Below are 25,524 nucleotides of genomic sequence, written 5' to 3'. Positions count from 1 at the left end.
GGATCACCCCTGCGGACGGAGCGCGATCGCCATCGCCTCGAGCGCCAAGACCGGCGAGACGTTGCCCGCGAGTCGGGTGCGTGCGACGCCGATCGCGTCCATGCGCCGGACCGTCACCTCGGGGCTCGACTCCTCCGCGAGCGTCTGCACCGTCTCGGTCAGCTCGACGTTGACGAGGTCGACCGTCGCGCCGAGCTGGACGACGAGGACGTCCCGGTAGAGCGAGAGCAGGTCGATCATCGCGCGGTCGAGCACGTCACGCTGCCGTCGGGTCGCCCGGCGCTTCTGGTCGTCTTCGAGCTGCTTCACCTGCGACCGGAGCGCCGGCGCCAGGCTCTTGCCCGGCTCCGCGCCGAGCGCACGCAAGAGCGCCGCCTTCTCGTCCCCGTCCCGCTCCTCGGTCGCGGCCTTCGCCTCCGCCTGCGCCACCTCGACGAGCTCGCCCGCGGCGATCACCGCGTCGGGCACACCACGGATGCTCCGGGCGATCGCGAGAACCGACGTGCGGCGTTCGCGCGCGCCTGCGTCGCGGGCGAGACGCCGGGCAAGACCGATGTGCGACTGTGCGGCACGCGCCGCCGCGACGGCCACCTCGGGCGCGATGCCGTCACGAGACTCGAGCAGCGCCGCGACCGCCTCGACCGGCGGCACCCGCAGCGACACGCCACGGCACCGGGACCGGATGGTCACCATGACGTCCTGCGGGCTCGGGGCGCACAACAGCCACACGGTTCGGGGCGGCGGCTCCTCGATCGCCTTGAGGAGCACGTTCGACGTGCGCTCCGCCATGCGGTCGGCGTCCTCGATCAGGATCACACGCCACCGGCCCTGCGACGGCGTCCGGGACGCAAGACCGATGAGCGAACGCACCTCGTCGATCGTGATGGTCACCTTCTCCGTCGCGACCACCGTGAGGTCAGCGTGCGTCCCGGAGAGCGTCGTCGTGCACGCGTGGCACTCGCCGCAGCCGCCACGCTCGCACTGGAGCGCCGCCGCGAAGGCTCGTGCGGCGTTCGACCGCCCAGACCCGGGCGGCCCCGTGAGCAGCCACGCGTGGGTCATCGCACCCGGGTCGTCGATCGCGCCGCGCAGCGTCGCGATCGCAGCATCTTGCCCGACGACGTCGTCCCAGACGCTCACTCAGCCCACCTCTCGCTCGCCGAGCGACGCGCCGTCGGCGACACCCAGGGCGTCTCCGAGCCGTGTGACGACCGCTGCCCGGATCGCGTCGTGGATGTCCTCCTGGGTGCCCGAGGCATCGAGGACGAGCCATCGCGCCGGGTCCTGCGCCGACCGGTCGAGGAACGCCTGGCGGGTGCGCAGGTGGAACTCGTCCCCCGCACGCTCGAGACGGTCCGGTGCGTCCGTCAGCCGTGCGGCCCCGACCGTCGGATCGAGGTCGAGCAAGATCGTCAGGTGGGGCAGCAGGTCCTCGACCGCCCAGAGCGAGAGCCGCTCGACCTCGTCGGCGGCCAGGGAGCGACCACCCGCCTGGTACGCCACGGACGAGTCGAGATAGCGGTCCGTGATGACCACGTCGCCACGCTCCAGCGCCGGGCGGACGACCGTCGCGACATGGTGCGCACGGTCGGCCGCGTAGAGGAGCGCCTCGGTGCGCGGGTCCATGTCGTCACCGTGCAGGACCTCCTGGCGCAGGACGCGACCGAGGTCGGTGCCCCCCGGCTCACGGGTCCACACCACCACGCGCCCTGTCACCTCGCGGAGCCACTCGCCGAGCAGCCGGGACTGGGTCGACTTGCCGACACCGTCGCCGCCCTCGAAGGAGATGAAGATGCCGGCGGGATCGAGTGGGTTCACGCGCTCAGCCTACGTGCGGGCGGCGACATAGGGTTGCCTCATGCTCACCCCAGGAACCGCGTTCGCCGGACGCACCTTCGACGCGATCCTCTTCGACATGGACGGGACGCTCATCAGCTCCATCGCAGCCGTCGACCGGAGCTGGTCGCGGTGGGCCGGCGAGCACGGGTTCGACGCGATGACGTTCCGCATCTCCCACGGCACACCAGCACGCACGCTCATCGAGCGGCTCCTGCCCGCCGACGCCGTCGACGCTGCGCTCGCCCGGATCACCGAGATCGAGGTCAGCGACGTCGACGGCGTGCTCCTCCTGCCGGGCGCCGCCGAGCTGCTCGACCTGCTCCCTGCCGCCGGCGTCGCGATCGTCACGTCCTGCACACGCGACCTGGCCCACGCCCGCATCACGGCCACCGGTCTCGCTGTCCCCGACGTCGTCGTCACCGCCGACGACGTCCAGAACGGCAAGCCCGACCCCGAGCCCTTCGCGCTCGGTGCAGCCCGGCTCGGTCTCGATCCTTCTCGCTGCCTCGTCGTCGAGGACGCGCCCGCCGGCCTCGCCTCTGGTCGCGCCGCAGGCTGCGCGACGCTCGCCGTCAGCGGGACGCACACGCTCGAGACGCTGGACGCCGACGCGCACGCCTCGAGCGTCGCGTCCTTCACGGTCCGCGTCGCCGACGACGGCACGCTGACGATCCTCGACGTCTAGCGGATCCTGCGCAGGCGGCCGGTCACTTGGCAGGCTGGTCGTCCCGTCCTGACGCACGCAAGGCTCCGTATGCTGGGTGGACCATGCTCCTCGCACCGCCGCGAGCCGCACACAACCTACGTAGGAGGCCCCCATGCTCGGTCGCAAGCCCAAGAGCACGAGCCGCACGTCCCGCGGGATGCGTCTGACCGAAGGCCTCCTGCCGATCTTCGGACCAGCCCAGATCGGCGACTCGACGACACCCGTGCGCCCCGCGAACGCGGCCGAGCAGCAGCGTGACAGCACCCTGCGGACCGAGCTCACCCGCGTCGTCGGACCCGACGGGCACAGCTACGTCGTCGCGGTGCCCGTCGACGACAGCACAGTCAGCACCACAGACGACACCCCCGCGGTGCCGCCGGCCAGCGCCTGAACCACCGTCCCGGGCGTCACTCGTCGGGGTAGACGACACCGATCTGCGCGCGGACGTCGTCCATGATCTCCATGAGCGCGACCGTCTCGTCGAGCGTCATCCGCGGGCTCTCGGTGAGCCCTTCCGCGATGCACCGAGCGACCTCGGCTGCCTCGAACTGCTTGCCCTCGCCGACGAGCTGCCCGTCGGCGTCACGAGGACGACCGTCGTACTCTTCGACCGTGCCGGACGCGCTCGTCACGGTGAAGGTCGTCGGCTCGAAGTACCTCTCCACGACGTCGATCCGTCCTTCGGAGCCGATGATCGTGGCCACGGAGGGGGACGCTGCCCGGACCGTCGTCGACAGCGAGGCGAGCGCCTCGTTGCCGTACCGCAGGACGATCGCGTCGTGGACGTCGACGCCCGTCGGGGCGAGGAGGCCCGTCGCGCGCACCTCGTCCGGGAGCCCGAGCAGATCCACCGCGAACGACAGCGGATAGATCCCCAGGTCGAGCAGCACGCCGCCGGCAAGCTCCGGACGGTACATCCGGTGCTCGGCGTCGAACGGTCCGGAGATGTCGAAGCCCGCACGCAGCTCGCGCACCTCGCCGATGTCACCGCGGGCGACGACGTCGCGCAGCGCCGCGACGTGCGGCAGGTGCCGCGTCATCATCGCCTCCATGCAGAAGACCCCGGCACCGCGCGCCGCGTCGACGACCTGGCGCGCTTCGCTCGCGTTGCGCGTGAACGCCTTCTCGACGAGGACGTGCTTGCCTGCACCGATGGCGAGCCGTGCGTGCTGGCGGTGGTGCGAGTGCGGGGTCGCGACGTAGACGACGTCGACGTCCGGGTCCGTCACGAGCTCCTCGTACGAGCCGTACGCCCGCTCGATACCGTGCTCGGCGGCGAACCGCACGGCCTTCGCGACGTCGCGCGAGCCTGCCGCGATGACGGTCCCCGCCGTGTAGCGCGTGACGGCGTCGGCGAACGAGCCGCCGATGTATCCGGCTCCGAGCACACCCCACCGCAGCGCGGGCGCCTCCATCGGGTCAGCGACCGCGCCGGTGAGCATCGTCGTCGCGCCAGCCTGTGCGGTCATCGCGGCGTGCTCTCCCCCGGGTAGACCAGACCGATCTGCCGGCGGATCTCGTCCATCGACCGCAGCACCTCGAGCGTGCCCTGCCACGACATGCGCTCCGACTCCGTCTGACCTGCCGTGATCCGGCGGGCGACCTCCGCGGCTTCGAACTCGAGCCCCGTGATCGAGGGACGCTCGTACGTGAGCGTCGAGCCGTCGAGCCCGATGACCCGGAAGGAGGTCGGTACGTAGAAGTTCCCGTCGACCTCGATGCGCCCGCGCGTGCCGGAGATCGTCGCTGTCGTCGGAGTCTTGGCCCACAGCGTGGTGTGCAAGAGCGCCTGGACGTTGCCCGGGTAGTCGAAGATCATCGAGATCTGGCCGTCGACGCCGGTCTCCGTCAGCTGGCCGACAGCCGTGATCGACGCCGGCACACCGAGGATGTCGTGAGCGAACGAGACCGGGTAGACGCCGAGGTCCAGGAGCGCCCCGCCCGCGAGGTCACGGTTGACGAGCCGGTGCTCGACCGGGACGTCGAAGAACTGACCGTGGTCGGCAGCGAGCGAGACGACGTCACCGATGTCACCGCGGGCGATCACGGCGCGCAGCGCAGCCACGTGCGGCAAGAACCGCGTCCACATCGCTTCCATGACGAAGACGCCCTGCTCGCGGGCCGCCGCGAAGACCTCCTCGGCCTCCGCCTCGTTGCGGGTGAACGCCTTCTCGACGAGGACGTTCTTACCCGCACGGATAGCGAGGAGCGCGTGCTCGTGGTGGTGCGAGTGCGGCGTCGCGACGTAGACCGCGTCGATCTCCGGGTCGGCGACGAGCGCCTCATAGGTCGCGTGGATGCGCACGCCGGCCGCATCCTCGCCGAGGTTCGTGTCGGCGAACGTGCGAGCGCGCTGAGGATCGCGCGACCCGATCGCGACGACGTGGGACGAGGTCTCGGTGGTCACCGCGTGCGCGAAGGAGCTGGCGATGCCCCCCGCCCCGAGGATGCCCCACCGGATGGACGGAGCCTCGAGCGGGGCAGGTGACGCGGGGACGTTCTGGGCATTCTGGGCGACGCTGCTCTCAGTCATGCATCCACGCTAGCCGATGTCGCCGACGAGCCGTCACGGGAGACCACGGCTGCGTGCTGGGAGCTAGGCCGAGGGCTTCTCCGGAGCCGGCTTCTTCGCCGCAGGCTTCTTGGCAGCGGGCTTCTTCGCGGCGGTCGTCTTGGCCGCAGTCGTCGTGGTTGCGGTGGTCTTGGCCGCGGTGGTCTTCGCAGCCGTCGCCTTCGCCGGGGCCTTCTTCGCTGGTGCCTTCTTCGCGGCAGCCTTCGTCGTCGTCCGCTTCACCGGGCCCTTGGCACGCTTCTCCGCCAGGAGGTCCACGGCCTGCTCGTGCGTCATCCCCTCGATCGTCACGTCCTTCGGGAGCGTGCGGTTCGTCGTGCCGTCAGTGACGTACGCGCCGAAGCGGCCCTCCTTGATGACGATGGGCTTGCCGGACGTCGGGTCCTCGCCCAGCTCCTTGAGCGGGGGCGCAGCGGTCGCACCGCGGCCACGCTTGGGCTGCGCGTAGATCTCGAGCGCCTCAGCGAGCGTCACGGTGAACATCGACTCTTCGCTCGGGAGCGTGCGCGAGTCGGTCCCCCGCTTGAGGTACGGGCCGTAGCGACCGTTCTGGGCTGTGATCTCGACCCCCGACTCCGGGTCGGTCCCCACGACGCGCGGGAGCGAGAGCAGCATGAGCGCGTCGTCGAGCGTCACCGTCTGCACAGCCATCGTCTTGAGCAGCGACGCGGTCCGCGGCTTGGGCAGCGCAGCCTTGGCGCGCTTGAGCGCAGCCGCCGAGAGCCCGGCCTCGAACTCGGGCTCGGGCAGCACCTCCGTGACGTACGGGCCGTAGCGTCCGGCCTTCGCGACGATCGTCGTCCCTGTCGCTGGGTCCTCACCGAGCACGGTGTCGCCGTCGCCCTGCGTCGCGAGGAGCTCCCGCGCCTTCGCGACGGTCAGCTCGTCCGGAGCGACCTCGTCGGGCACCGAGGCGCGCGGCGGGGTCTCACCCTCCTTGACCTCGGCTGCCGTGTCCTCGATGTAGGGCCCGTAGCGTCCGACGCGCAGCGTGATGCCTTCACCGATCGCGATCGAGTTGATCTCGCGTGCGTCGATGTCACCGAGGTCTTCGACGAGCTGGTGGAGCCCTTCGCCGTCCGCGCCTGCGGCCGGGTCGCCGAAGTAGAAGTTCGTGAGCCAGGCGACGCGCTCCTTGTCGCCCGCCGCGATCGCGTCGAGGTCCGCTTCCATCCCTGCGGTGAAGTCGTAGTCGACGAGCTGGCTGAAGTGCTCCTCGAGGAGCCGGACGACAGCGAACGCGAGCCAGCTCGGGACGAGCGCCTGCCCACGGTTGAGCACGTAGCCGCGGTCCTGGATGACCGAGATCGTCGACGCGTACGTCGACGGTCGGCCGATGCCACGCTCCTCGAGCGCCTTGACGAGGCTCGCCTCGGTGAATCGCGGTGGTGCCGAGGTCGAGTGACCGTCGGCTGCGAGGTCGCGGCTGTCCAGCGCGTCGCCCTCGGACATCTGGGGCAGGCGTGCGTCCTCGGTCTTCTTCGCCTTGGCCTCGTCGGCAGCGCTCGTGTCGTCGCCGTAGCGCTCCGTGTCGCGGCCTTCCTCGTACGCGGCGAGGAAGCCACGGAAGGTGATGACCGTTCCCGACGCCGCGAAGACGGCCTCGGTGGTCTCGCTGGCGGCCGCTGCCTGGACGGCCAGGCGGACCGACGCGGTCGAGCCCCGGGCGTCACCCATCTGCGACGCGACCGTGCGCTTCCAGATGAGCTCGTAGAGCTTGAACTGGTCGCCGCTGATCTCGCGCGACACCTGGGCCGGCGTGCGGAACGAGTCTCCGGCGGGGCGGATCGCCTCGTGGGCCTCCTGCGCGCCCTTGTTCTTGGCCGAGTAGACGCGCGGCGAGTCCGGGACGTACTCGGGCCCGTAGAGCTCGGCGGCCTGACGGCGTGCGGCGTCCGTCGCCTGAGCGGACAAGGACGGCGAGTCCGTACGCATGTACGTGATGTAGCCGTTCTCGTACAAGGACTGCGCGGTGCGCATCGCCTGGCGCGAGGACATGCGCAGCTTGCGCGACGCCTCCTGCTGCAAGGTCGAGGTGGTGAAGGGGGCAGCAGGACGACGCGTGTACGGCTTCGTCTCGAGGCTGCGGACCGTCGTCGGCTGGTCCGCGAGCGCCGTGACGAGCGCGAGCGCGGCGGACTCGTCGAGGTGGACGACGCCCTTCGGCGACTTCAGCTCGCCGGCGTCCGAGAAGTCCCGTCCGGAGGCGACGCGTGCGCCGTCGACCTGGACGAGCTTGGCCGTGAACCACTCCCCCGAGTCGGGTCCGGCGGCGGTCGTAAATTCACCCGACACGTCCCAGTAGCCTGCCGTGACGAAGGCCATCCGCTCGCGCTCGCGCTCGACGACGAGGCGCGTCGCGACGGACTGCACCCGGCCGGCGGACAGGCCCTGGCGGACCTTGCGCCACAGGACCGGGGACACCTCGTAGCCGTAGAGGCGGTCGAGGATGCGGCGGGTCTCCTGGGCGTCGACGAGGCGTTCGTCGAGCTCTCGGGTGTTCTCCAAGGCGCGGTGGATCGCTTCACGGGTGATCTCGTGGAAGACCATGCGCTTGACGGGGACCTTGGGCTTGAGCTCCTGGAGGAGGTGCCACGCGATGGCCTCGCCCTCGCGGTCCTCATCAGTGGCCAGGTAGAGCTCGTCGGCGCTCTTCAGCGCCTTTTTCAGCTCTGCGACCTTCTTCTTCTTGTCCGCGTAGACCTCGTAGTACGGCTCGAACCCGTCGTCCACGTTGACCGCGAACTTGCCGAAGGGGCCCTTCTTCATCTCCGCAGGCATGTCGGAAGGCTGAGGGAGGTCCCGGATGTGCCCGACGCTCGCCTCGACCTCGTAGTCGTCGCCGAGGTAGCCGGCGATCGTGCGCGCCTTGGCGGGCGACTCCACGATGACGAGTTTGCGACCAGCGGACATTCAAGGCCTGCTTCCATGACGAGGTCGAGCTGAGCACGACGAAGGGTTCTTCGGCAGCCTACGGCCTCTGTGAATGCCCGTCACACCGGGACGGGCGACGCCAGGGGCGGGCGACCCCCTGCCGCAGGCCGAGCAGAAGGGCGAACACGAGGGCCGTCACCGCAGCGACACCGCCGGCTCCGCCGACGTACGCGATGAACCCGGAGCGCCCCCTGGCTGCCGTCTCGCCGGACACGATGGAGGCAGTCTCGAGGAGCGCCCACCCGGCGATCGCACCGGCTGCGACACCCACGACGGCAAGGAGCGCGACGGCGAGCGTGGTCGACGACGAGTGCATCTGGTAGTCACGAGGGCTCTCGAGGACCACCGGGCGTTCCGACAGGGGATCGAGCGCGGACTCGGACGAGAAGGCGCACACGAGAGCGCCCCACGCGAGCACGACGAGCATCGCGGCGATGACGTCGCTCGGCCGGTGCCACTGGCCGACGAGCGTCGAGATGCCGGTCGCGACCGTGTACGTGGCACCGAAGAGCGCGACGAGCGGGCGTGCCCCGCGCGGGACGGCGAGCACCAGCGCCACGGACACCGACGCAGCGACGGTGGTGTGCCCGCTCGGAAGGCTGTTGCCCCACGAGTCGTAGCCGAGGTCGGGGCGGTCGAGCACGAACTTCTTGAGGACCTGCGTGGTGAGGTTCGCCCCGACGACGAGGACGACGACCTGGGCGGCAAGGTTCCAGCGCCGACGCACGAGAGCGATCCCCATGGCGACGGTCATGCCGACGACGACGAACGAGATGGAGACGACGTCGAGCACGGGCTCGGCGACCACCCAGAGCGTGCCGCGCCCGTAGGTCGCGCCGTCGAAGGCCATCTGGTCGAGAGCCTGTCCGGTGGTCGACCCGACGAAGTAGCGCCACACGGCGAGGGTGCCGGCTGCGGCCGTGGCCGCGAGGAACACCGCCCAGACGCGCAGGGCACGCGGGACGACCCGGGGCACAGGTGTCCCGTCAGGCTGGGACGGTGCGTCGTCGTGCGGTGTTGCGGGGCGCGGCGAAGGGTCGAGACTCACGGTGCAACGTTATGCCAGGCGTGTGACGATTCTGGGCAGGGCGCGTCGACGTGCTGGACGGACGGGATATCACATGGTGTCAGCACGCACGAGCAACCCGTCCCGGACGAGCCCACGGACAGCCGGGAGAAGCTCGGCAGCCAGGTCGTCGACCGAGACGTCGAAGATCGAGGCGATGGCGCCGACGATCTGACCGACCGACAGCTCGCCGTCGCACGCGCCGACGAGCGCCGCGAGCGACGTCGACGCGTGGATCGCTCGCCCGGTCCCGCCACCCTGCCGGAGGACGACGACACTCGGGTCGTTCGCCCCCGGGGTGTAGAAGCGCTCCTCGGACACGTCGCCCGCCACGACGAGCCGCTCGTCGGCCAGGGCTGTGTCGCTGCGTGCGACGAGCCAGTCGTGAGCGTCGAGGCTGTGCGCGAGGAACGTCCCGAGCGGCTGCTCGAGCGCGCCGCTGTGCTCTTCGAGACGTCGGAGCGTCGGCCGTGCGCCGTCGAGCGGGCGCCGCAGCGTGATGAAGCCGAAGCCGATGCCCTCGACGTCCCGGGACGCGAAGTCCTCCAGCCACGCCGAGTACGCCTCGGCCCACGGGCCAGGCTCGCGCTCGGGGGTGGTCCCGCCGTCGCGGATCCACAGCTCCGCGTACTCGGCCGGGTCCTGGACCTCGCGCTGGATGACCCACCCGTCGAGACCCGACGCGTCGAGCCACTCCCCGACGCGCTCCGTCCAAGCCTCGCCGCGACGGTGCTCCCAGTTGCCCAGGAGCTGGGCGACCCCGCCCGGGGCGAGGACCTGCCCGACGCTCGTGACGAGGTCACGGACCAGGTCGTCGCCGGCGCGACCGCCGTCGCGGTACTCGTAGGTAGGGATGGTGGTCGCGCCGGCACCGAGGTGACGAGGCGTGATGACGAAGGGCGGGTTGGAGACGACGAGGTCGAAGGCCTCGCCCGCGACCGGCTCGAGCATCGACCCGAGCCGCAGGTCGAGCGCGACCCCGTCGAGGGCCGCGTTGAGCGCTGCGAAACGCAGTGCGCGCGCAGAGATGTCTGTGCCCACCACCTCGCGTGCGTGTCGCGACGCGTGCAGCGCCTGGACCCCGCACCCCGTCCCGAGGTCGAGCACCCGGTCGCGGTAGGTGCGGACGGTCACCTGGGCGAGCGTCGTCGACGCTCCTCCGGCGCCGAGCACGTGGTCGGCCGAGAGCCTGCGCCCCGTCGTGGTCTCGCCGAGGTCTGACGCGAGCCACCAGTTCACCGGCCCGCCCGCGTCCATGGCTGCGTAGGGCCGCAGGTCGACGCGCGCCCGGACGCTGTCGCCGGGCGCGTGGCCTGCCCGCTCGACGAGACCGAGCCGCGCTGCACCCTCGGACCCGAGGGTCGGGAGCGCGGCGTCGAGCGCAGCCGAGGTGACCTCGACCCCGAGGACGAACAGCCGGGTGAGCACCGCTCGGCCGCCCTGCTCGCCGGTCGTGGCCCGCAGGGCGGGAAGGGTCTGCTCACGGTGCAGAGCCGCCGCCGCGACCGGGCCGAGCTCTGCCTCGATGCCGTCGACGGTGAAGTCGCTCGTGCCGAGGTCGGCGCGCAGCGCATCGACCAGACGCCGGTCGACCACAGGCGCGTCAGCCCCCACGAGCGCGTCGGACGCGGGAGCCGGGCGAGGACGGACACGGTCGGGAGCAGGCACAGTCATGCGTCCATGATTCCTCACCGTGACCGGCCGGTCGGCCGGCAGGTCGGTGGGCGGGCTCAGGTCAGCAGTGCTCGGAGGCGTACGCGTCCACCGCGGTGCCTGCCTCGACGACCTCGGGCGCGACGAGCGCGTCAGCCAGGTCGTCCAGCGTCCCGTCCGCGCCCGTGGCGCCCAGGGCATCGAGGAAGCCTGCCAACGGCGTGAGCACCGTGCGCCACTCGTCGGCGACCTCGGGTGGTGCGCTCACGGCCTCGAGCTCCGCGAGCGCGTCCTGCGCTGCGACGAGCGCGGGGTCGTCGGCCGAGAGCGTCTCCACGGTGGTGAGGTCGAGGCCCTCGAGAAGGGATCCGTCCGCGAGAGACGTCACGCTCGTGCAGAATGCTGCCGCCTCGTCGGAGTCCTGCGTCGAGCCGCACGCGGCGGTGCCGAGGACGGCGAGGCTCAGGACGACGGCGGTCGCGGCACGTGCATCGAGCGGCGTTGCTCTCACTGGGCAGCTCTCAGATCAGAGGAAGAACGCACGAGAGACCACCCCGTCGGGAGGTCTCTCGATGCGCGTCTTTCGATGGCCGGGCAGCTGCCAGCCACGCCTGAGGTCAGGCTTCGCAGTTCTCGCTGAGGTACGTCTCGATGTTGTCGCTCGCCGTCTGGAGCGACTCCTGGTCCACAGTGCCCATGAGCGTGTCCATGTCGTCCGAGTAGGTGTCCGACTCCGGGTCGAGGTCGGCCATGCCCTCGAGGTAGGTGTGCATCGCCTCGGTGGTCATCGTCCAGTCCTCTTCGATGTCGCTGGGCGGGTCGACCTTGTCGACGCGCTCGAGCGCGGTGTCGTAGACGGCCGCGGGGTCGTCGGTGCTGTTGGCGTCGACGTCGTCGAGGAACGAACCGTCCACGATGGCTCCTGCGTCGTCGCAGAACGCCTCGACGTCTCCTCCGCTGCTCCCGCACCCGGTGAGGAGCGTGGCGAGGAGCAGCGTGGCGCCGGACGCAGCCACGAGAGACTTTCGGTTCATGTGAGTTGTCATGCGGCAATAGTGGGTGCTGCCAGGAGGCCGGTGCAAGCCACGTACCGGGGTACAACTCCCCATGCGTCCGCTGAAACGGCTGCTCCTGGCCTTGCTGTCAGTGCCGACGCAGCTCTGCGAGCACCGGAAAGTGGTCGCTGCCGCGCAGCGCGGCCGGGGAGCGGAGCGTCTCGACCTGCACGACCTCGATGTCCCTGCCCACGAGCACGGCGTCGATGCGCTTGCGCGGGTGCGCGACGGAGAAGGTCGCGTCCTGCGCTCCGGGCGCGCTCGACTCAAGGGCCGCGTCACGCAGCTGCGGTCCCAGCGCAGCCCAGCTCGGACCGTCCGGCGTCTCGTTGAGGTCCCCGACGACCACGCAGCGGTCCGCGCCGAGCCGGTCGACGACGGTCTGGAGCTGCCGGCAGTGGTCGGCACGCTCTCGAGGGTCGAGCCCGAGGTGGACCGAGACCACGACGACGTCTCCGAGATCGACGACCGCGTAGCCGCGCCGCGTCGGCCAGGCGAGCCGCGCCCTGCGGTACCACCACTTCCAGCGCAGCGGCCGTCCGCTCGCCCTCACGACGCGCCCGGCGAGGTCTGCGCGGACGAAGAGGGCTGTCGTGAAGGACCCGCACGGACCGCCGCCGGCCACGACGCAGGTCATCCCTGCACGCCGTGCGAGACGGTGCATGCGCCACCGGCCCGTGGGGTGCCGGGTCGCTTCTTGGAGCGCGACGACGTCGGCGTGCGTCTCGCGCAGGACCTCGACGACCGCCTCTTCGTCGAGCGAGAGCTCCTTGATGTTGTAGCTGAGGACCCGGACGTCTGCCACCATGCGCACCAGGCTAGATCCTGCTGGCGCTGCCCGCGCTGCGGGCTCAGCGGTGCTCGGCGGCCCCCTCCGAGGACCTCGCCTGCTGTGCCTCGTCCGGCGTCGGCGGGGCGAGGTGCGAGGCACGGTGCGACGGGTCGTGCCCCGGCGCCGGGCCCTCGTCCACGGTCTCGGCGTCGATCCTCGCCACCCGCAGGCGGGACGCGATGATCGCGCCGAAGGCGATCGCCGTCGCGACGACGGCCACGCCGATGCGCAGGACGTGGTTGGCGTCGGCCGGAACGCTCATGGCGACGACCGCGGGAGCGATGAGGAGCGCGACGAGGTTCATCACCTTGATGAGCGGGTTGATCGCCGGGCCGGCGGTGTCCTTGAACGGGTCGCCGACGGTGTCGCCGATGACGACGGCCTCGTGCGCCGGCGACCCCTTGCCGCCGTAGTGGCCGTCCTCGATGATCTTCTTCGCGTTGTCCCACGCACCCCCCGAGTTGGCGAGGAACACGGCCATGAGGACGCCGGCGCCGATCGCACCGGCGAGGAACCCGGCGAGCGGCCCGACGCCGAGTCCGAAACCGACCGCGATGGGCGCGAAGGCCGCGAGCAGCCCGGGTGTGGCGAGCTCGCGCAGGGAGTCGCGGGTGCAGATGTCGACGACCTTGCCGTACTCGGGGCGCTCGTCGTACGTCATGATGCCGGGGTGCTCGCGGAACTGGCGGCGGACCTCGAAGACGATCGCCCCGGCGGCACGGGTCACGGCGTCGATCGCGAGGCCGGAGAAGAGGAACACCGTCGCCGCGCCGAGGATCACTCCGACGAGCGTGACCGGCGAGGTGATCTCGTAGTTGAGCATCGAGGCGACGATGCCGCCGCTCGCCTCGGTCGTGATGGTCGCCATCGCCGTGGTGACGGCGTCGCGGTACGAGCCGAACAGCGCGGTAGCGGCGAGCACCGCCGTCGCGATCGCGATGCCCTTGGTGATGGCCTTCGTCGTGTTGCCGACCGCGTCGAGGTCCGTGAGCACCTGCGCGCCGGCCTCGTCGACGTCGCCGGACATCTCCGCGATGCCCTGGGCGTTGTCCGAGACGGGACCGAACGTGTCCATCGCGACGATGACGCCCACGGTGGTGAGGAGCCCGCAGCCCGCGAGCGCGATGAGGTAGAGGGACAGGCCGACGGAGCCGCCCGCAAGGAGGAACGCCCCGCAGATCGCGGCCGCGATGATGCCTGAGGTGTAGACGGCCGACTCGAAGCCGACGCCGATGCCCGAGAGCACGACGGTCGCGGCGCCCGTGCGGGAGGTCGCGGCGACGTGCAGCGTCGGCTTGGACGTGGTGCCGGTGAAGTAGCCGGTGACCCAGAGGATGATGCCGGCGAGGACGACGCCGATGAGGACGGCGAGGCTCGCGAGGAGCCGGGGGTCGCTCGTGACGTCGGCCAGCCCGGCGCTCGCCGGGGAGGCTGCGAAGGAGGACGGGAGGTAGACGAACGCGGCGATCGCGGCGAGCACGGCGCCGAGGAACGCGGAGACGTAGAACCCGCGGTAGATGGCTCGCAGCCCGCTCTCGCTGCCACGGACCTTGGTGATGACGATGCCGACGAGGGCGACGAACGCGCCCATCGCGGTGACGACGAGCGGGAAGACGAGCCCTGCCTCGCCCATGGTCGCCTTGCCGAGGATGAGGGCTGCGACGAGCATGACGGCATAGGACTCGAAGAGGTCTGCGGCCATCCCGGCGCAGTCGCCGACGTTGTCGCCCACGTTGTCGGCGATGGTCGCGGCGTTGCGCGGGTCGTCTTCGGGGATGCCCTGCTCGACCTTGCCGACGAGGTCCGCTCCGACGTCGGCCGCCTTGGTGAAGATGCCGCCGCCGACGCGCATGAACATCGCGAGCAGCGCTGCGCCGAAGCCGAATCCTTCGAGGACGGAGGGGGCGTCGCCGCGGTAGACGAGGACGACCCCGGCTGCGCCGAGGAGGCCGAGCCCGACGACCGACATGCCGACGACGCCGCCGGTGCGGATCGCGATCCTGGCGCCCTCGGCGCGTGCCCCTGGGCGCATGGCGGCTGCGGCGACGCGCACGTTCGCGCGGACCGCGAGCGACATGCCGAGGTACCCGATCGAGGCAGAGAACCCGGCGCCGACGAGGAACGCGACGGACCGCCCGATGCGGATCCCGGTGTCTCCCGGCAGGAGGAAGAGCAGCCCGAACACGACCACCGCGAACAGCGCGAGGGTGCGGAACTGACGGCTGAGGTAGGCGGACGCACCTTCTTGGATGGCGCGCGCGATGTCTTGCATCTTCGCGGTGCCGTCGTCTGCGGCGAGGACCTGCCGTCGCAGGACGAACGCGACGACGAGACACGCGAGACCGATGACGGCGATCACGCTGACGATCGTGATGCTGGCAGAACCCAGTTCGAGCATTCGTCCTCCTTGACGACTGCGGACCCCTGACCTGCACCTCGATAGATGTGACGCCGGTCACAGGATGTGCGTTGCCGGAAGTCTACGCACGAAACGCCCATACAGCACGATGGTTGCCCCAGACCGGCGCGAGCAGCGCGCGCGACCGCCGACCCGCCGGACGCCGCTCAGCCGAGCGGCTGCGCCCGGCGGTGCGCGGCGAGCCGCTCGGCGAACGCGGCGCTCGCGCCCTCGGTCCGCACCTCCTGGACGACGTGGTCGGTGACACCGAGCCTGGCGAGGCTCTCCGCGATCTCTTCGACGTCGGAGTCGGTGAGGACCGTCGGGTCGACCGTCGTGCGCACCTGGACGGGCACGCCCGCGTCGAGCACGAGACGCAGCGAGCGGGACGCCTGGCCCGCGCTGCTGTCGATCCCGGTGATCGCCGCATACTTCTCCGGGGTCGCCTTGATGTCGAACCCCACCCAGTCCACGAGGCCGAGCACGGCCGCGAGGCGTCGCGGGTACGCCCCACCGGTGTGTAGCCCGACGCCGAAGCCCATCGCCCTGACCTGGCGCATCGCGTCGGCGAGGCCGGCCTGACGAGTGGGTTCTCCACCGGAGAAGACGACGCCGTCGAGCAGTCCGTCACGCTGCGAGAGCAGACCGAGGACCTCGGCCCACGTCGTCTCGCCCGGAGCCCGCGGGTCGAGGATCGAGACGTTGTGGCAGTACGTGCACCGCCACGGGCACCCCTGGAGGAAGAGCGTCGAGACGAGCCGGCCCGGCCAGTCGCAGCTCGAGAAGGGTTCGAGACCGGCGATGACGAGGTGGTCAGCCGTCGCCCGCTGCACGCTGCGAGCAGCACCGACCCCCGTCATGCCAGGACGGGCACGACGCGAGAGGCGACCGCGCGACGCTCCTCGAACATGAGCCGCTCCGCGTGCTCGCCCTTCTTGCCGATGTTGAACGAGCTCACCGGTCGGTGGTACCCCATGACGCGGGTCCACACCTCGCACACCGTCGGCTCGGCGAGCGGCTTCTCGGCGGCACAGCGCGGGCACGTGGGGTGCTCACCGGCGAGGTACCCGTGCTTCGGGCAGATCGAGAAGGTCGGTGTCACCGTGATGTAGGGGAGCCGAAAGTTCGACAAGGACCGTCGCACGAGCTCGCGGGCGGCGTCCGCCGACGACATCCGCTCTGACATGTACAGGTGCAGGACGGTGCCACCGGTGTACTTGCGCTGCAGCGCGTCCTGCCGCTGGAGCGCCTCGTACGGGTCCGCGGTGAATCCGACAGGCAGCTGGGACGAGTTCGTGTAGTACGGGTTGGCGATCGTGCCTGCCTGGATGATCCCAGGGAACCGCGCACGATCTTCCTTGGCGAAGCGGTACGTGGTGCCCTCGGCCGGGGTCGCCTCGAGGTTGTAGAGGTGCCCCGTGGCCTCCTGGTGCTCGACCATCCGGCCACGGACGTGATCGAGCAGGCGCAGCGCGAGCGCATGGCCTGCCGGGGTGGTGATGTCGTCTTTCGCGTGGTCGCAGTCGCGGTCGCACGGGTCAGCGGTGAAGTTGCGGATCATCTCGTTGATGCCGTTGACGCCGATGGTCGAGAAGTGGTTGTCAAGGGTGCCGAGGTACCGGCGGGTATAGGGGAACAGCCCCTCGTCGATGTAGTGCTGGACGACCTCGCGCTTGATCTCGAGGGAGTCGCGGGCCAGGTCCAGGAGGGTGTCGAGCGCAGCGAAGAGCCCGGCCTCGTCGCCACGGTGCAGATACCCGAGGCGGGCGCAGTTGATGGTGACGACGCCGATCGAGCCGGTCTGCTCGGCCGAGCCGAAGAGTCCGTTGCCCCGCTTGAGCAGCTCCCGGAGGTCGAGCTGCAGGCGGCAGCACATGGAGCGAACCATGCCGGGCTCGAGGTCGGAGCTGATGAAGTTCTGGAAGTACGGGAGACCGTACTTGGCGGTCATCTCGAAGAGGCGGGTGGCGTTCTCGGACTCCCACGGGAAGTCCTCGGTGATGTTGTACGTGGGGATGGGGAAGGTGAAGACGCGGCCCGACGCGTCCCCGGTGGTCATGACCTCGATGTAGGCGCGGTTGATCATGTCCATCTCGGCCTGGAGGTCGCCATAGGTGAAGCCCATGGTCTGGTCGCCGACGACCGGGACGTCGTCCTTGAGGTCTGCGGGGCACGTCCAGTCGAAGGTGAGGTTGGTGAAGGGGGTCTGGGTACCCCAGCGGGACGGGACGTTGAGGTTGAAGACGAGCTCCTGGATGCACTGGAGCACGGTCTCGTAGCCGAGCCCGTCTTTGCGGACGTACGGCGCCATGTACGTGTCGAAAGAGCTGAACGCCTGCGCACCGGCCCACTCGTTCTGCATGGTCCCGAGAAAGTTGACGATCTGCCCGACCGCAGAGGTGAGGTGCTCCGGCGGGTTCGACTCGACCTTGCCGGGGACGCCGTTGAAGCCCTCCGTGAGGAGCATGCGCAGCGACCAGCCGGCGCAGTAGCCGCCGAAGACGTCAAGGTCGTGGATGTGGAGGTCGCCCGAGCGGTGTGCGTCGCCGACCGCGCCGGGGTAGATCTCGGAGAGCCAGTAGTTGGCGGTGACCTTGCCCGCGGTGTTGAGGATGAGCCCGCCGAGGGAGTATCCCTGGTTGGCGTTCGCGTTGACGCGCCAGTCGGTGCGGTCGAGGTATTCCTTCATGGTGGACCGAACATCGACCTGGTTGCGCGCTGCTTCGACCATCGCCCGTAATACCCCTACATCTAGTCGCGTGGATTGCGTGAACTACCAGATGTAGATCTTTCCGCCTCAGTTATCACCGGCCACGGGACGTAGGTCCTGCGACCGGTGACAACCGGCGAGCTTCCCGCACGACGAGAGGCGGTCCCTCAGGCCGCAGGACCGGACGCGACAGCGACGAGGAACGCCGGCGGCGTGAAGTTCTCGGTCGCGAACGCCTGCGCGACGGCCACGGCGACGGCCTCGACGTCCTCCGTGCGCACCAGGGCGATCGCCGAGCCGCCGAAGCCACCACCGATCATCCGGCCACCGATCGCACCCGCGTTCAGCGCAGCACCGACAGCCACGTCGAGCTCGGCACAGCTCACCTCGTAGTCGTCGCGCAACGACGCGTGCGCCGCCGTGAGCACCGGGCCGACCTCCGCGGTCCACCCCTCCTCGAGGAGCGCGTGCACCTCCTCGACACGGGCGATCTCCGTGACGACGTGGCGCACACGACGGACGGCGACCTCCGGGTCCTGGCCGCTCGCGTCGAACGCACCGGGCGCGCCGAGGCGGCCGAGCGCGGCCTCGAGGTCGGTCACCTCACGCAGCGTCTCGACGCCGAGCACCGCGGCCGCCGCCTCGCACGTGGTGCGCCGCGCCGCGTACTGGCCGTCGACGAGCTGGTGCGCTGCCCGGGTGTCGACGACGAGCAGCGCGAGACCGTCGGCGGCCAGGTCGAAAGGGATGTGCTCGACCTCGAGGCTGCGGCAGTCGAGCAGCAGCGCCTGACCTGCACGGGTCCGCAGCGCAGCCGCCTGGTCCATGCCGCCCGTCGGAGCACCGGCGATCTCGTTCTCCGCCCGGATGCACGCGGCGACGAGACGCTGACGACCCGCGTCGTCAGCCGAGAGACCCAGTCCGTAGAGCGCGTCGAGACCCATCGCGACCGAGCCTTCGAGCGCGGCCGAGGACGAGAGCCCCGCCCCGTACGGGACGCACGACGTGATCGCGAGGTCGAAGCCACCGACCGCGCAGCCGTCCTGCGCCAGGGCCCACGCGACGCCGACGACATAGGCCGCCCACCCGTCGACCGCCCCGGGCGCCACGTCGGCGAGCGCGACCGTGCGGACCACGCCCTGCTCCTGCGCGGAGACGAGACGCACGAGCCCGTCGTCGCGACGGCGCATCGCCGCGTACGTGCGGTGCGGGAGCGCGAACGGCAGCACGAGGCCGCCGTTGTAGTCGGTGTGCTCGCCGATGAGGTTGCCGCGGCCGGGCGCCGACCACGTGCCGTCCGGCTGCGCGTCGAACGCCTCGGCGAAGAGCTGCGCGGCACGGGCGCTGCCGTCCTCGACGGTCCAGGCATCGAGCCACTCGAGCGCGTAGTGCGGTGCGCGGCTCATGCGGTCACGTCCGACGCGACCTCGACGAGGCGGTCCGCGATGCGCTCCGGTGTCGTGTCGCTGATCCATGCGCCCGCACCAGACTCGGAGCCTGCGAGGTACTTGAGCTTTCCCGGTGCACGCAGGATCGAGAAGAGCTGCAGGTGCAGGCGCAGGTCGTCGCGGCCCTCGCGCACCGGCGCCTGGTGCCAGGCGGCGATGTACGGCGCGATCGTCGGCTCACCGGTCTCGTCGGCCGGGAAGAAGCGGTCCATGCGGGCAAGGAGCTCGAGGTAGACGTCCGCGAGGTCGGCCCGTTCCGCGTCCGTGAGCGCAGGCAGGTCCGGGACGTCGCGACGCGGCGCCAGGTGGACCTCGATGGGCCAGCGGGCCGCCGCCGGCACGTACGCGACCCAGTGCTCGGACTCGAGCACCACGCGACGCCCCGAGCGCAGCTCGGCCTCGAGCACGTCCTTGAGGAGGTTGCGGCCAGTGCTCTCGCGGTGCGCACGCGCCTGACGGAGCATGACCTCCGTCTTCGGTGTGACGTACGGGTAGGCGTAGATCTGGCCGTGCGGGTGCGAGAGCGTCACACCGATCTCGCGGCCACGGTTCTCGAAGCAGAAGACCTGCTCGATCCCGTCGAGCGCACCGAGCTCCGTGGTGCGGTCTGCCCACGCCTCGATGATCGTCCGCATCCGCAGCGGCCCGACGGTCGCGAGCGACTGCGACGAGTCCGGAGAGAAGCAGATGACCTCGCAGCGACCCACGGCGGGACGCACCTTCCACAGCTCCTCGCCGTCGAGCGCCGTCACCTCGTCCGGAGCGCCCGGGATGCGCATGAGCGACGCGAACCGGTTCTCGAACACGACGACGTCGTAGTCCTCGGCAGGGATCTCGCCGTCGGAGTACGCCGCGCCCGGCTTCGCCGGAGCGAGCGGGTTCGCGTCCGCCGGGGGCAGGTGCGTGCGGTTCATGCGGTGGGCCGCGTGCGGGATCCACTCGCCGGTGAGGACGTCGTAGCGCATGGTCGGCCCCGTCACGGGCGCGCTCGTCTCGACGCCGTCCTCGTCGACCGCGACGACCGGGTCGTAGCGGCCCGCCAGCGGGCGCGGGTCGTCGAGACGACGGGTCGCGGCGCCCGAGACGTACGGCTCAGAGTCGTCGAAGTAGAACAGGTCACGTCCGTCCGCGAGCGTCGTGGCGGTGCGGCGCACGTGCGCAGCGTCGGTGGTGGTCATCAGAGAACCTCTCGGACAGCAGTGACGTGCAGGAGGACACAGTGCTCAGGGTGCTGGACCGGCGCCTGGACACCGACGGCAGCAAGGACCCGGCCCGACAGCTCGACGCCGTCGTCCCACCAGCGCAGACGGCGGCCGCCCTCGTGGTCGGTGGTGCCCGCGCCCGGGTCGAGATGGTGCACGCGGTACGTCGTCGCCGCGTCGAGCCCCGGCAGACGCACGCGGCCGGGCATCTCGTTCGGGCCGGTCGTCAGCTGGACGACCGTGAAGATCGCCTCGTCCGCGCCCGGCGCGACGACGCCGTGGACCCACACAGATGCGTCCGGGTGGTCCGCGTGCACGACGGTCCCGGTGTGCAGGAGACCCCGGTGCTCCTTGTGCAGCGCGATCCACCGGGCCAGCTCGGCCGTGTCCTCGGCGCTGGTCTCCGTGAGGTCCCACTCGATGCCCATGTGGCTGAAGAACGCCGTCCCCGCCCGGAAGTCGAGGTCGTGGCGACGCCCGGTCGTATGGCTGTGCGGCGAGCCGATGTGCGACCCCATCATCTCCGGCGGCACGAGCAAGCCCGTCCCTGCCTCGATGCTCTGCCGCTCCAGAGCATCGATGCAGTCCGACGCCCAGACGCGGTCCGTGCGCTCGAGGATCCCGAGGTCGGCCCGTCCACCGCCGCCAGAGCAGCTCTCGATCTCCACCTGAGGATGGCGCCGGCGGATCTCGTCGAGCAGACGGTAGAGCGCCGCAGCCTGGTCGTGGACACCCGCACGACCCGTCGGAGAGTGACCAGCGTCGACGAGATCACGGTTGTGATCCCACTTGATGTAGCCGATCGGGTACTCCGTGAGGATCGCATCGATGCGCTCGAGGACATGGTCGAACGCGCCCTCGTGCCCGAGGTCGAGGACCTGCTGCTGGCGCGACTCCGGCGGCAGACGGTCCCCCGTCGCCATGATCCACTCCGGGTGCGCGCGAGCGAGGTCAGAGTCCGGGTTGACCATCTCCGGCTCGAACCACAGACCGAACTGCATGCCGAGAGCGCGCACGTGGTCCACGAGCGGGCTCAGGCCGTCCGGCCACACGTCCTCGTCGACGTACCAGTCGCCGAGGCCCGCGCTCGGGTCACGACGGTGACGGAACCAGCCGTCGTCGAGAACATAGCGCTCGACCCCGATCGCAGCGGCCTCGTCGGCAAGGGCCTTGAGCTTGTCGAGACGATGGTCGAAGTACACGGCCTCCCACACGTTGATGTGCACCGGCCGCTCCGGACGACCGTTCGCGGTGCTCGGGTGGTGCGGACGCCCACGCAGGTACTCGTGGAAGCGAGCAGAGAGCTCGTCGAGGCCGTCACCGTAGGACGCGAACACCCACGGCGACTCGTAGCACTCGCCCGCGCCGAGGATGATCTCGCCGGCGAGGAGCAGCTCGCCCGCGGCGAGGTGGCGGTCGCCACCCTGGATCTTCTCCGCGACGATGCGCGAGTTGCCCGACCACGCGACGTGCACGCCCCACACCTCGCCCGAGCGGTACCCGAAGCCGGCACGACCAGCGACGACGAGAAGCGTCGCGTCGTGGCCACGGCCCTTGCGGACCTCGCGGACGTGCGTGCCGAACGTGAAGGGCTTGCGCTGTGCGGCGCGCTCGCGGATCCAGCGGCCGGTGAAGTCGAGGATCTCGTCCGCCTCGGTGGGCACCGGCAGGGAGAGGTCCATCGACGCGAGCGTGTACTCGGGCCGCGGCGCGGAGGCCTCGGCGGTGTTCGTCAGGACGGCGCGCTGGCGGACCAGCCCGGACGGCGTGAGCTCGATGTCGAGGACGAGCCCGAGCGCGGCGGCGGAGTCGGCGGCGCGGACGGTGACGCGCTGCGTGGGCGCCGCCGCCGGGCCGGTCTCGCGCGCGGTGACCTCGATGCCTTCGACCCGGAACGCCGTGGAGAAGTCGGACCCGGCGCGGTGGCCCGCGATGCCGGGGGTGCCGAGCCAGCCGACAGACTGCTCGGGCAGGACGGACAGCGGCACCGGGACGTCGATCGCGCCGCCGGCGACCTGAGGCACGCTCGCGCGGCGCAGGGCTTCGAGCTCGATACCGGGGACGTCACCGAGGTCGGCGCCCCAGTGGAGCACGCGCGGCAGGAGGTGGCCGGCGCAGTCGAGCACGAGGCTCACGCCGGACGCTCGCAGGTGCAGGAGGTCAGGTGCTGACACGGTCGATGACTCCTTCGTCTGGTGGTCGCGGCGCGCACAGGCCCCACGCACTTAGTTCTAGTGCAGAACTTAAGGGGTGTCAATCATGAGAATCGATCGTGCACTGCCGAGTTTCAGCACCGGAGAACAGAGCGCAGCACAGGCATGGCTTTTAGTTCCCTGAGCGAATAAACTGCCTCCACCATGGTCCTCGACACGACACGCTCATCCGGCTACCGCGCCTGGGAGCCGCTCACCGGCGCCGCGCGGCGGATCGCCCTCGAGGTCCTCCTCGACGGACCGCTCAGCCGGCGCGACCTCAGCCGACGCATGGCGCTCTCCCCCGGCAGCCTCACGCGCCTGACGCGCCCGCTGCTCGACTCGGGTCTGCTCGTCGAGGCCGACGACGTCGAAGCAGGCCCTCCAGACGCCTCCGCCGCGACGACAGGCGCAGGCGCCACGCCTCGCCTCGGGCGCCCGGCCCAGCCGCTCGCGGTGGTCCCCGGGTCGCACCACTTCATCGGGGTCAAGCTCACCGGCGACCACGCCTACGCGGCGCTCACCGACCTGCGCGCGGAGATCCTCGCCGCCGACGACGCGCCCCTGCCGGGCCACGGGCCGCAGGACGTGCTCGAGGTCGTCGCCACGCTCGCTGACCGGCTGGTCGCACGGCTCGCCGCGCTGAGCCCCGGCGCGGGAGTCACGGGACTCGGCGTGAGCGTCGGCGGCCACGTCGCCGGCCGGTCCGTCGTTACCGACGCCCCGCACCTCGGCTGGCTCGACGTGCCCTTGGGCGAGCTGCTCGCCGAGCGGACCGGTCTGCGCACCGTCGTCGAGAACGACATCGTCGCCGTCACCGAGGCCACCCACTGGTTCGGTGAGGGGCACGGGTGCGACCGCTTCGCGCTCTTCACGATCGGCGCCGGGATCGGCTACGGCCTCGTCGTGCACGGCGAGGCCGTGACCAGCCCCGAGGCCGGGCTCAGCCTGCTGTCCCACTTCCCGCTCGACCCGCAGGGGCCGCTCGGCGCCTGCGGCCACACGGGCTGCGCGACGGCGATGCTCACGATCAGCGCCCTCGTCGCGCAGGGCTCGTCTGCGCTCGGTCGAGAGGTCAGCTACGACCAGCTCCTCGACCTCGCCGCCGCGGGCGATCCCGTCGCAGAGGCCGTGGTGCAGCGTGCGGGGCGCGCGCTCGGTCGGATGCTCGCAGCCGTCACGAACCTCACGATGCCCGAGCGCATCGTCCTCGGCGGCGAGGGCGTGCGCCTCGCGCAGGTCGCCGCAGCCGCGGTGCAGGACGGCCTGCACGGTGACCGCGACCCGCGCACCCGCGACCCCGAGATCGCCCTGCAGAGCCCCGAGCTCGCCCGGTGGGCGCGCGGGGCGGCGGTCGTCGCGATCCAGTCCTTCGTGCTCGGGCGCTAGACCCGGCCACGCTCGGCGACCTCGGGCGATCGTCTCGACCTCGGGCACTTCTACGCCCGAGCTCGAGACGATCGCCCGATCTCGGCAGCCGCGGTGTCGGAAACCTCTGCATCGGCAGCGAGGGCGACGGTGGCGTCAGCTATGACGCGCGGCGGCTCGTCGCGACGCTCGTCGCCGGGCTGTCGCGCTGACGACGACCGCGCCGCCGACGTGCGGGCACAGCAGGCACAGCGGGCAGCGGGCAGCGGGCACAGCGGGCTCGACGGCCTGCTCCGCGGGTGGACGCCCGACCTCAGGTGGGAGACTCGTGCCCAGGGCCCCAGCAGGCGACCCAGTCCCCCACCGGTCCGGAGAGCGTCCGTGAGCACCGCACCCGAAGGCAGACGACTCGTCCCCCTGCGCTCCACGTGCGCACACCCTCACCGCTGCTCGCGCGAGGTGCGGATGCGGGTGCTGGCCCAGGTCCCGCTGTTCACCGGGCTGTCGACAGACGAGCTCGCGGGGATCGACGAGCGCATGGTCTCCCTCTCGTGGGCGCACGACGACGTCCTGTACACGGCGGGCGAGCCTGCGGAACACCTGTACCTCCTGGCAGCAGGCCGTGCGAAAGCCTTCCAGCCGACACCGGCCGGCCACGACGTCGTCGTGGCTCTCCTCGTTCCGGGCGACCTCTTCGGCGGGCTGCGCACGCTCGGCCAGCCGACCCGGACCGAGACGGTCCAAGCACTCACGACCACGTGTGCGCTGCGGATCGAGAGCTCCGCGTTCCGCGACGTCCTCACCGCGCACCCGAGCATCGCCCTGCGACTGCTCGACGACACGAACGCGCTCCTCGTCCAGGCGCGCTCGGACGTCACTCAGCAGTCCACCGCGACGATCGCCCAGCGTGTCGCGACCACCCTGCTCCGGCTGGCAGACAGGCTCGGACAGGAGCGTGCCGACGGGAGCACCCTCATCCAGGTCCCGCTGTCCCGCAAGGACCTGGCCGGGATGACCGGTTCGACGCCCGAGTCTGTCTCCCGTGTGATGAGCAGGCTCCGCAAAGACGGAGTCATCGCCTCCGGCCGACGATGGACCGCGATCCTCGACCGCGAGCGCCTCACGGAGGTCGCTGCAGCCGCCGACGCAGGCGGGGCAGTCTCGGCCGCTCTGCCCCGTCCTGCGGTTGACTGATCCAGGTCATGGTCGGTCGGCAGGCAGCCTCGTAGCGTCGAGCCATCGCCTCAGACGAGGTGGTGACACGACGACGAAGGATGCGCACCATGACCAGCTCCACACCCACCAGCGCTGCACCGACCACCACGCACACGCTCCTGCGTGCTGAGGGCTTCTCGTGCCCGTCGTGCGTCGCAAAGATCGAGAAGCAGGTCGGTCGGCTGGACGGCGTCAGCGCCGTCACGGTCCACTTCGCCTCTGCCAAGATCGAGGTCGACCACGATCCGGACAGGACCAGCGTCGACGACCTCGTCGCCGTCATCTCCAAGGCCGGGTACGACGCCCGTCCCGTCGCCTTCTGATCTCGCGACCA

Annotated in this window: 21 protein-coding genes; 5 read left to right on the top strand and 16 right to left on the bottom strand. The window is 70.9% G+C overall.

Features of this window, described 5'->3' with window-relative positions:
* Nucleotides 1-3: 3 nt before the first annotated feature.
* Together ATL42_RS15465 and tmk are read right to left on the bottom strand one after the other, a co-directional pair.
* Nucleotides 4-1,140 (bottom strand): DNA polymerase III subunit delta', encoded by a 1,137-nt coding sequence (locus ATL42_RS15465; RefSeq protein ID WP_098456128.1) that lies wholly within the window; start codon nt 1,138-1,140, stop codon nt 4-6.
* Nucleotides 1,141-1,818, bottom strand: coding sequence for a dTMP kinase (gene tmk / locus ATL42_RS15460; protein WP_098456127.1), 678 nt, complete (start codon nt 1,816-1,818; stop codon nt 1,141-1,143). It lies immediately after the preceding gene.
* A gap of 40 nt (nt 1,819-1,858) precedes the next feature.
* Here tmk and ATL42_RS15455 point away from each other — a divergent pair, with 40 nt between their 5' ends.
* Both ATL42_RS15455 and ATL42_RS15450 read left to right on the top strand, forming a co-directional pair.
* Nucleotides 1,859-2,524, top strand: coding sequence for an HAD-IA family hydrolase (locus ATL42_RS15455; RefSeq protein WP_098456126.1), 666 nt, complete (start codon nt 1,859-1,861; stop codon nt 2,522-2,524).
* A 133-nt stretch (nt 2,525-2,657) separates the two neighbouring features.
* Nucleotides 2,658-2,936, top strand: coding sequence for a hypothetical protein (locus ATL42_RS15450; protein WP_098456125.1), 279 nt, complete (start codon nt 2,658-2,660; stop codon nt 2,934-2,936).
* A gap of 16 nt (nt 2,937-2,952) precedes the next feature.
* Here ATL42_RS15450 and ATL42_RS15445 read toward each other — a convergent pair whose 3' ends face one another.
* From ATL42_RS15445 to ATL42_RS15380, 14 genes are all read right to left on the bottom strand, one after another.
* A complete protein-coding gene (locus ATL42_RS15445; protein ID WP_211281840.1) occupies nt 2,953-4,014 on the bottom strand; it encodes a Gfo/Idh/MocA family protein in 1,062 nt (353 codons plus the stop codon).
* Nucleotides 4,011-5,078 (bottom strand): Gfo/Idh/MocA family protein, encoded by a 1,068-nt coding sequence (locus ATL42_RS15440; protein WP_098456124.1) that lies wholly within the window; start codon nt 5,076-5,078, stop codon nt 4,011-4,013. The genes ATL42_RS15445 and ATL42_RS15440 overlap by 4 nt, the downstream gene beginning before the upstream one ends.
* A gap of 63 nt (nt 5,079-5,141) precedes the next feature.
* Nucleotides 5,142-8,030, bottom strand: coding sequence for a type I DNA topoisomerase (gene topA / locus ATL42_RS15435; RefSeq protein WP_098456123.1), 2,889 nt, complete (start codon nt 8,028-8,030; stop codon nt 5,142-5,144).
* Nucleotides 8,031-8,088: 58 nt separating this feature from the next.
* Complete coding sequence (locus ATL42_RS15430; RefSeq protein ID WP_245862639.1) at nt 8,089-9,099, bottom strand: phosphatase PAP2 family protein; 1,011 nt, start codon at nt 9,097-9,099, stop codon at nt 8,089-8,091.
* Between the two features lie 69 nt (nt 9,100-9,168).
* A complete protein-coding gene (locus tag ATL42_RS15425; protein ID WP_098456122.1) occupies nt 9,169-10,791 on the bottom strand; it encodes a DUF7059 domain-containing protein in 1,623 nt (540 codons plus the stop codon).
* 61 nt (nt 10,792-10,852) lie between these two features.
* Entirely contained in the window at nt 10,853-11,281 is a 429-nt protein-coding gene (locus ATL42_RS16515) for a hypothetical protein (RefSeq protein WP_098456121.1), read from the bottom strand.
* Between the two features lie 106 nt (nt 11,282-11,387).
* Nucleotides 11,388-11,816, bottom strand: a complete 429-nt coding sequence (locus tag ATL42_RS15415; RefSeq protein ID WP_143556791.1) for a hypothetical protein — start codon at nt 11,814-11,816, stop codon at nt 11,388-11,390.
* 97 nt (nt 11,817-11,913) lie between these two features.
* Nucleotides 11,914-12,633 carry an endonuclease/exonuclease/phosphatase family protein gene (locus ATL42_RS15410; protein WP_098456119.1) on the bottom strand — a complete coding sequence of 240 codons (720 nt, stop codon included), beginning with the start codon at nt 12,631-12,633 and terminating at the stop codon, nt 11,914-11,916.
* A 43-nt stretch (nt 12,634-12,676) separates the two neighbouring features.
* Nucleotides 12,677-15,055 (bottom strand): sodium-translocating pyrophosphatase, encoded by a 2,379-nt coding sequence (locus tag ATL42_RS15405; RefSeq protein ID WP_098456118.1) that lies wholly within the window; start codon nt 15,053-15,055, stop codon nt 12,677-12,679.
* A 167-nt stretch (nt 15,056-15,222) separates the two neighbouring features.
* Nucleotides 15,223-15,915, bottom strand: a complete 693-nt coding sequence (locus ATL42_RS15400; RefSeq protein WP_098456117.1) for an anaerobic ribonucleoside-triphosphate reductase activating protein — start codon at nt 15,913-15,915, stop codon at nt 15,223-15,225.
* Nucleotides 15,912-17,786: a ribonucleoside triphosphate reductase gene (locus tag ATL42_RS15395; protein ID WP_098456116.1), complete on the bottom strand. Its 1,875-nt coding sequence runs from the start codon at nt 17,784-17,786 to the stop codon at nt 15,912-15,914. Before ATL42_RS15395 ends, ATL42_RS15400 begins: the two co-directional genes overlap by 4 nt.
* A 146-nt stretch (nt 17,787-17,932) precedes the next feature.
* On the bottom strand, nt 17,933-19,171 hold the full coding sequence (galK, locus tag ATL42_RS15390; protein WP_098456115.1) for a galactokinase: 1,239 nt from the start codon (nt 19,169-19,171) through the stop codon (nt 17,933-17,935).
* Nucleotides 19,168-20,391 (bottom strand): galactose-1-phosphate uridylyltransferase, encoded by a 1,224-nt coding sequence (gene galT / locus ATL42_RS15385; RefSeq protein ID WP_098456114.1) that lies wholly within the window; start codon nt 20,389-20,391, stop codon nt 19,168-19,170. The genes galK and galT overlap by 4 nt, the downstream gene beginning before the upstream one ends.
* Nucleotides 20,391-22,589 (bottom strand): alpha-galactosidase, encoded by a 2,199-nt coding sequence (locus ATL42_RS15380; RefSeq protein WP_211281839.1) that lies wholly within the window; start codon nt 22,587-22,589, stop codon nt 20,391-20,393. The genes galT and ATL42_RS15380 overlap by 1 nt, the downstream gene beginning before the upstream one ends.
* 183 nt (nt 22,590-22,772) lie before the next feature.
* Here ATL42_RS15380 and ATL42_RS15375 point away from each other — a divergent pair, with 183 nt between their 5' ends.
* The 3 genes from ATL42_RS15375 (at nt 22,773) to ATL42_RS15365 (ending at nt 25,513) form a co-directional block, all read left to right on the top strand.
* Nucleotides 22,773-23,996 carry an ROK family transcriptional regulator gene (locus ATL42_RS15375; protein ID WP_098456113.1) on the top strand — a complete coding sequence of 408 codons (1,224 nt, stop codon included), beginning with the start codon at nt 22,773-22,775 and terminating at the stop codon, nt 23,994-23,996.
* 360 nt (nt 23,997-24,356) lie between these two features.
* A complete protein-coding gene (locus ATL42_RS15370; protein WP_245862635.1) occupies nt 24,357-25,169 on the top strand; it encodes a Crp/Fnr family transcriptional regulator in 813 nt (270 codons plus the stop codon).
* Nucleotides 25,170-25,258: 89 nt separating this feature from the next.
* A complete protein-coding gene (locus ATL42_RS15365) occupies nt 25,259-25,513 on the top strand; it encodes a heavy-metal-associated domain-containing protein (RefSeq protein WP_098456622.1) in 255 nt (84 codons plus the stop codon).
* Nucleotides 25,514-25,524 lie beyond the last annotated feature (11 nt).

It is taken from the genome of Sanguibacter antarcticus (assembly GCF_002564005.1).
In the GTDB taxonomy this organism is placed as follows: domain Bacteria; phylum Actinomycetota; class Actinomycetes; order Actinomycetales; family Cellulomonadaceae; genus Sanguibacter; species Sanguibacter antarcticus.
Note: the sequence above shows the minus strand (reverse complement) of the source record. Positions and strands in the feature narration are given on the sequence as shown.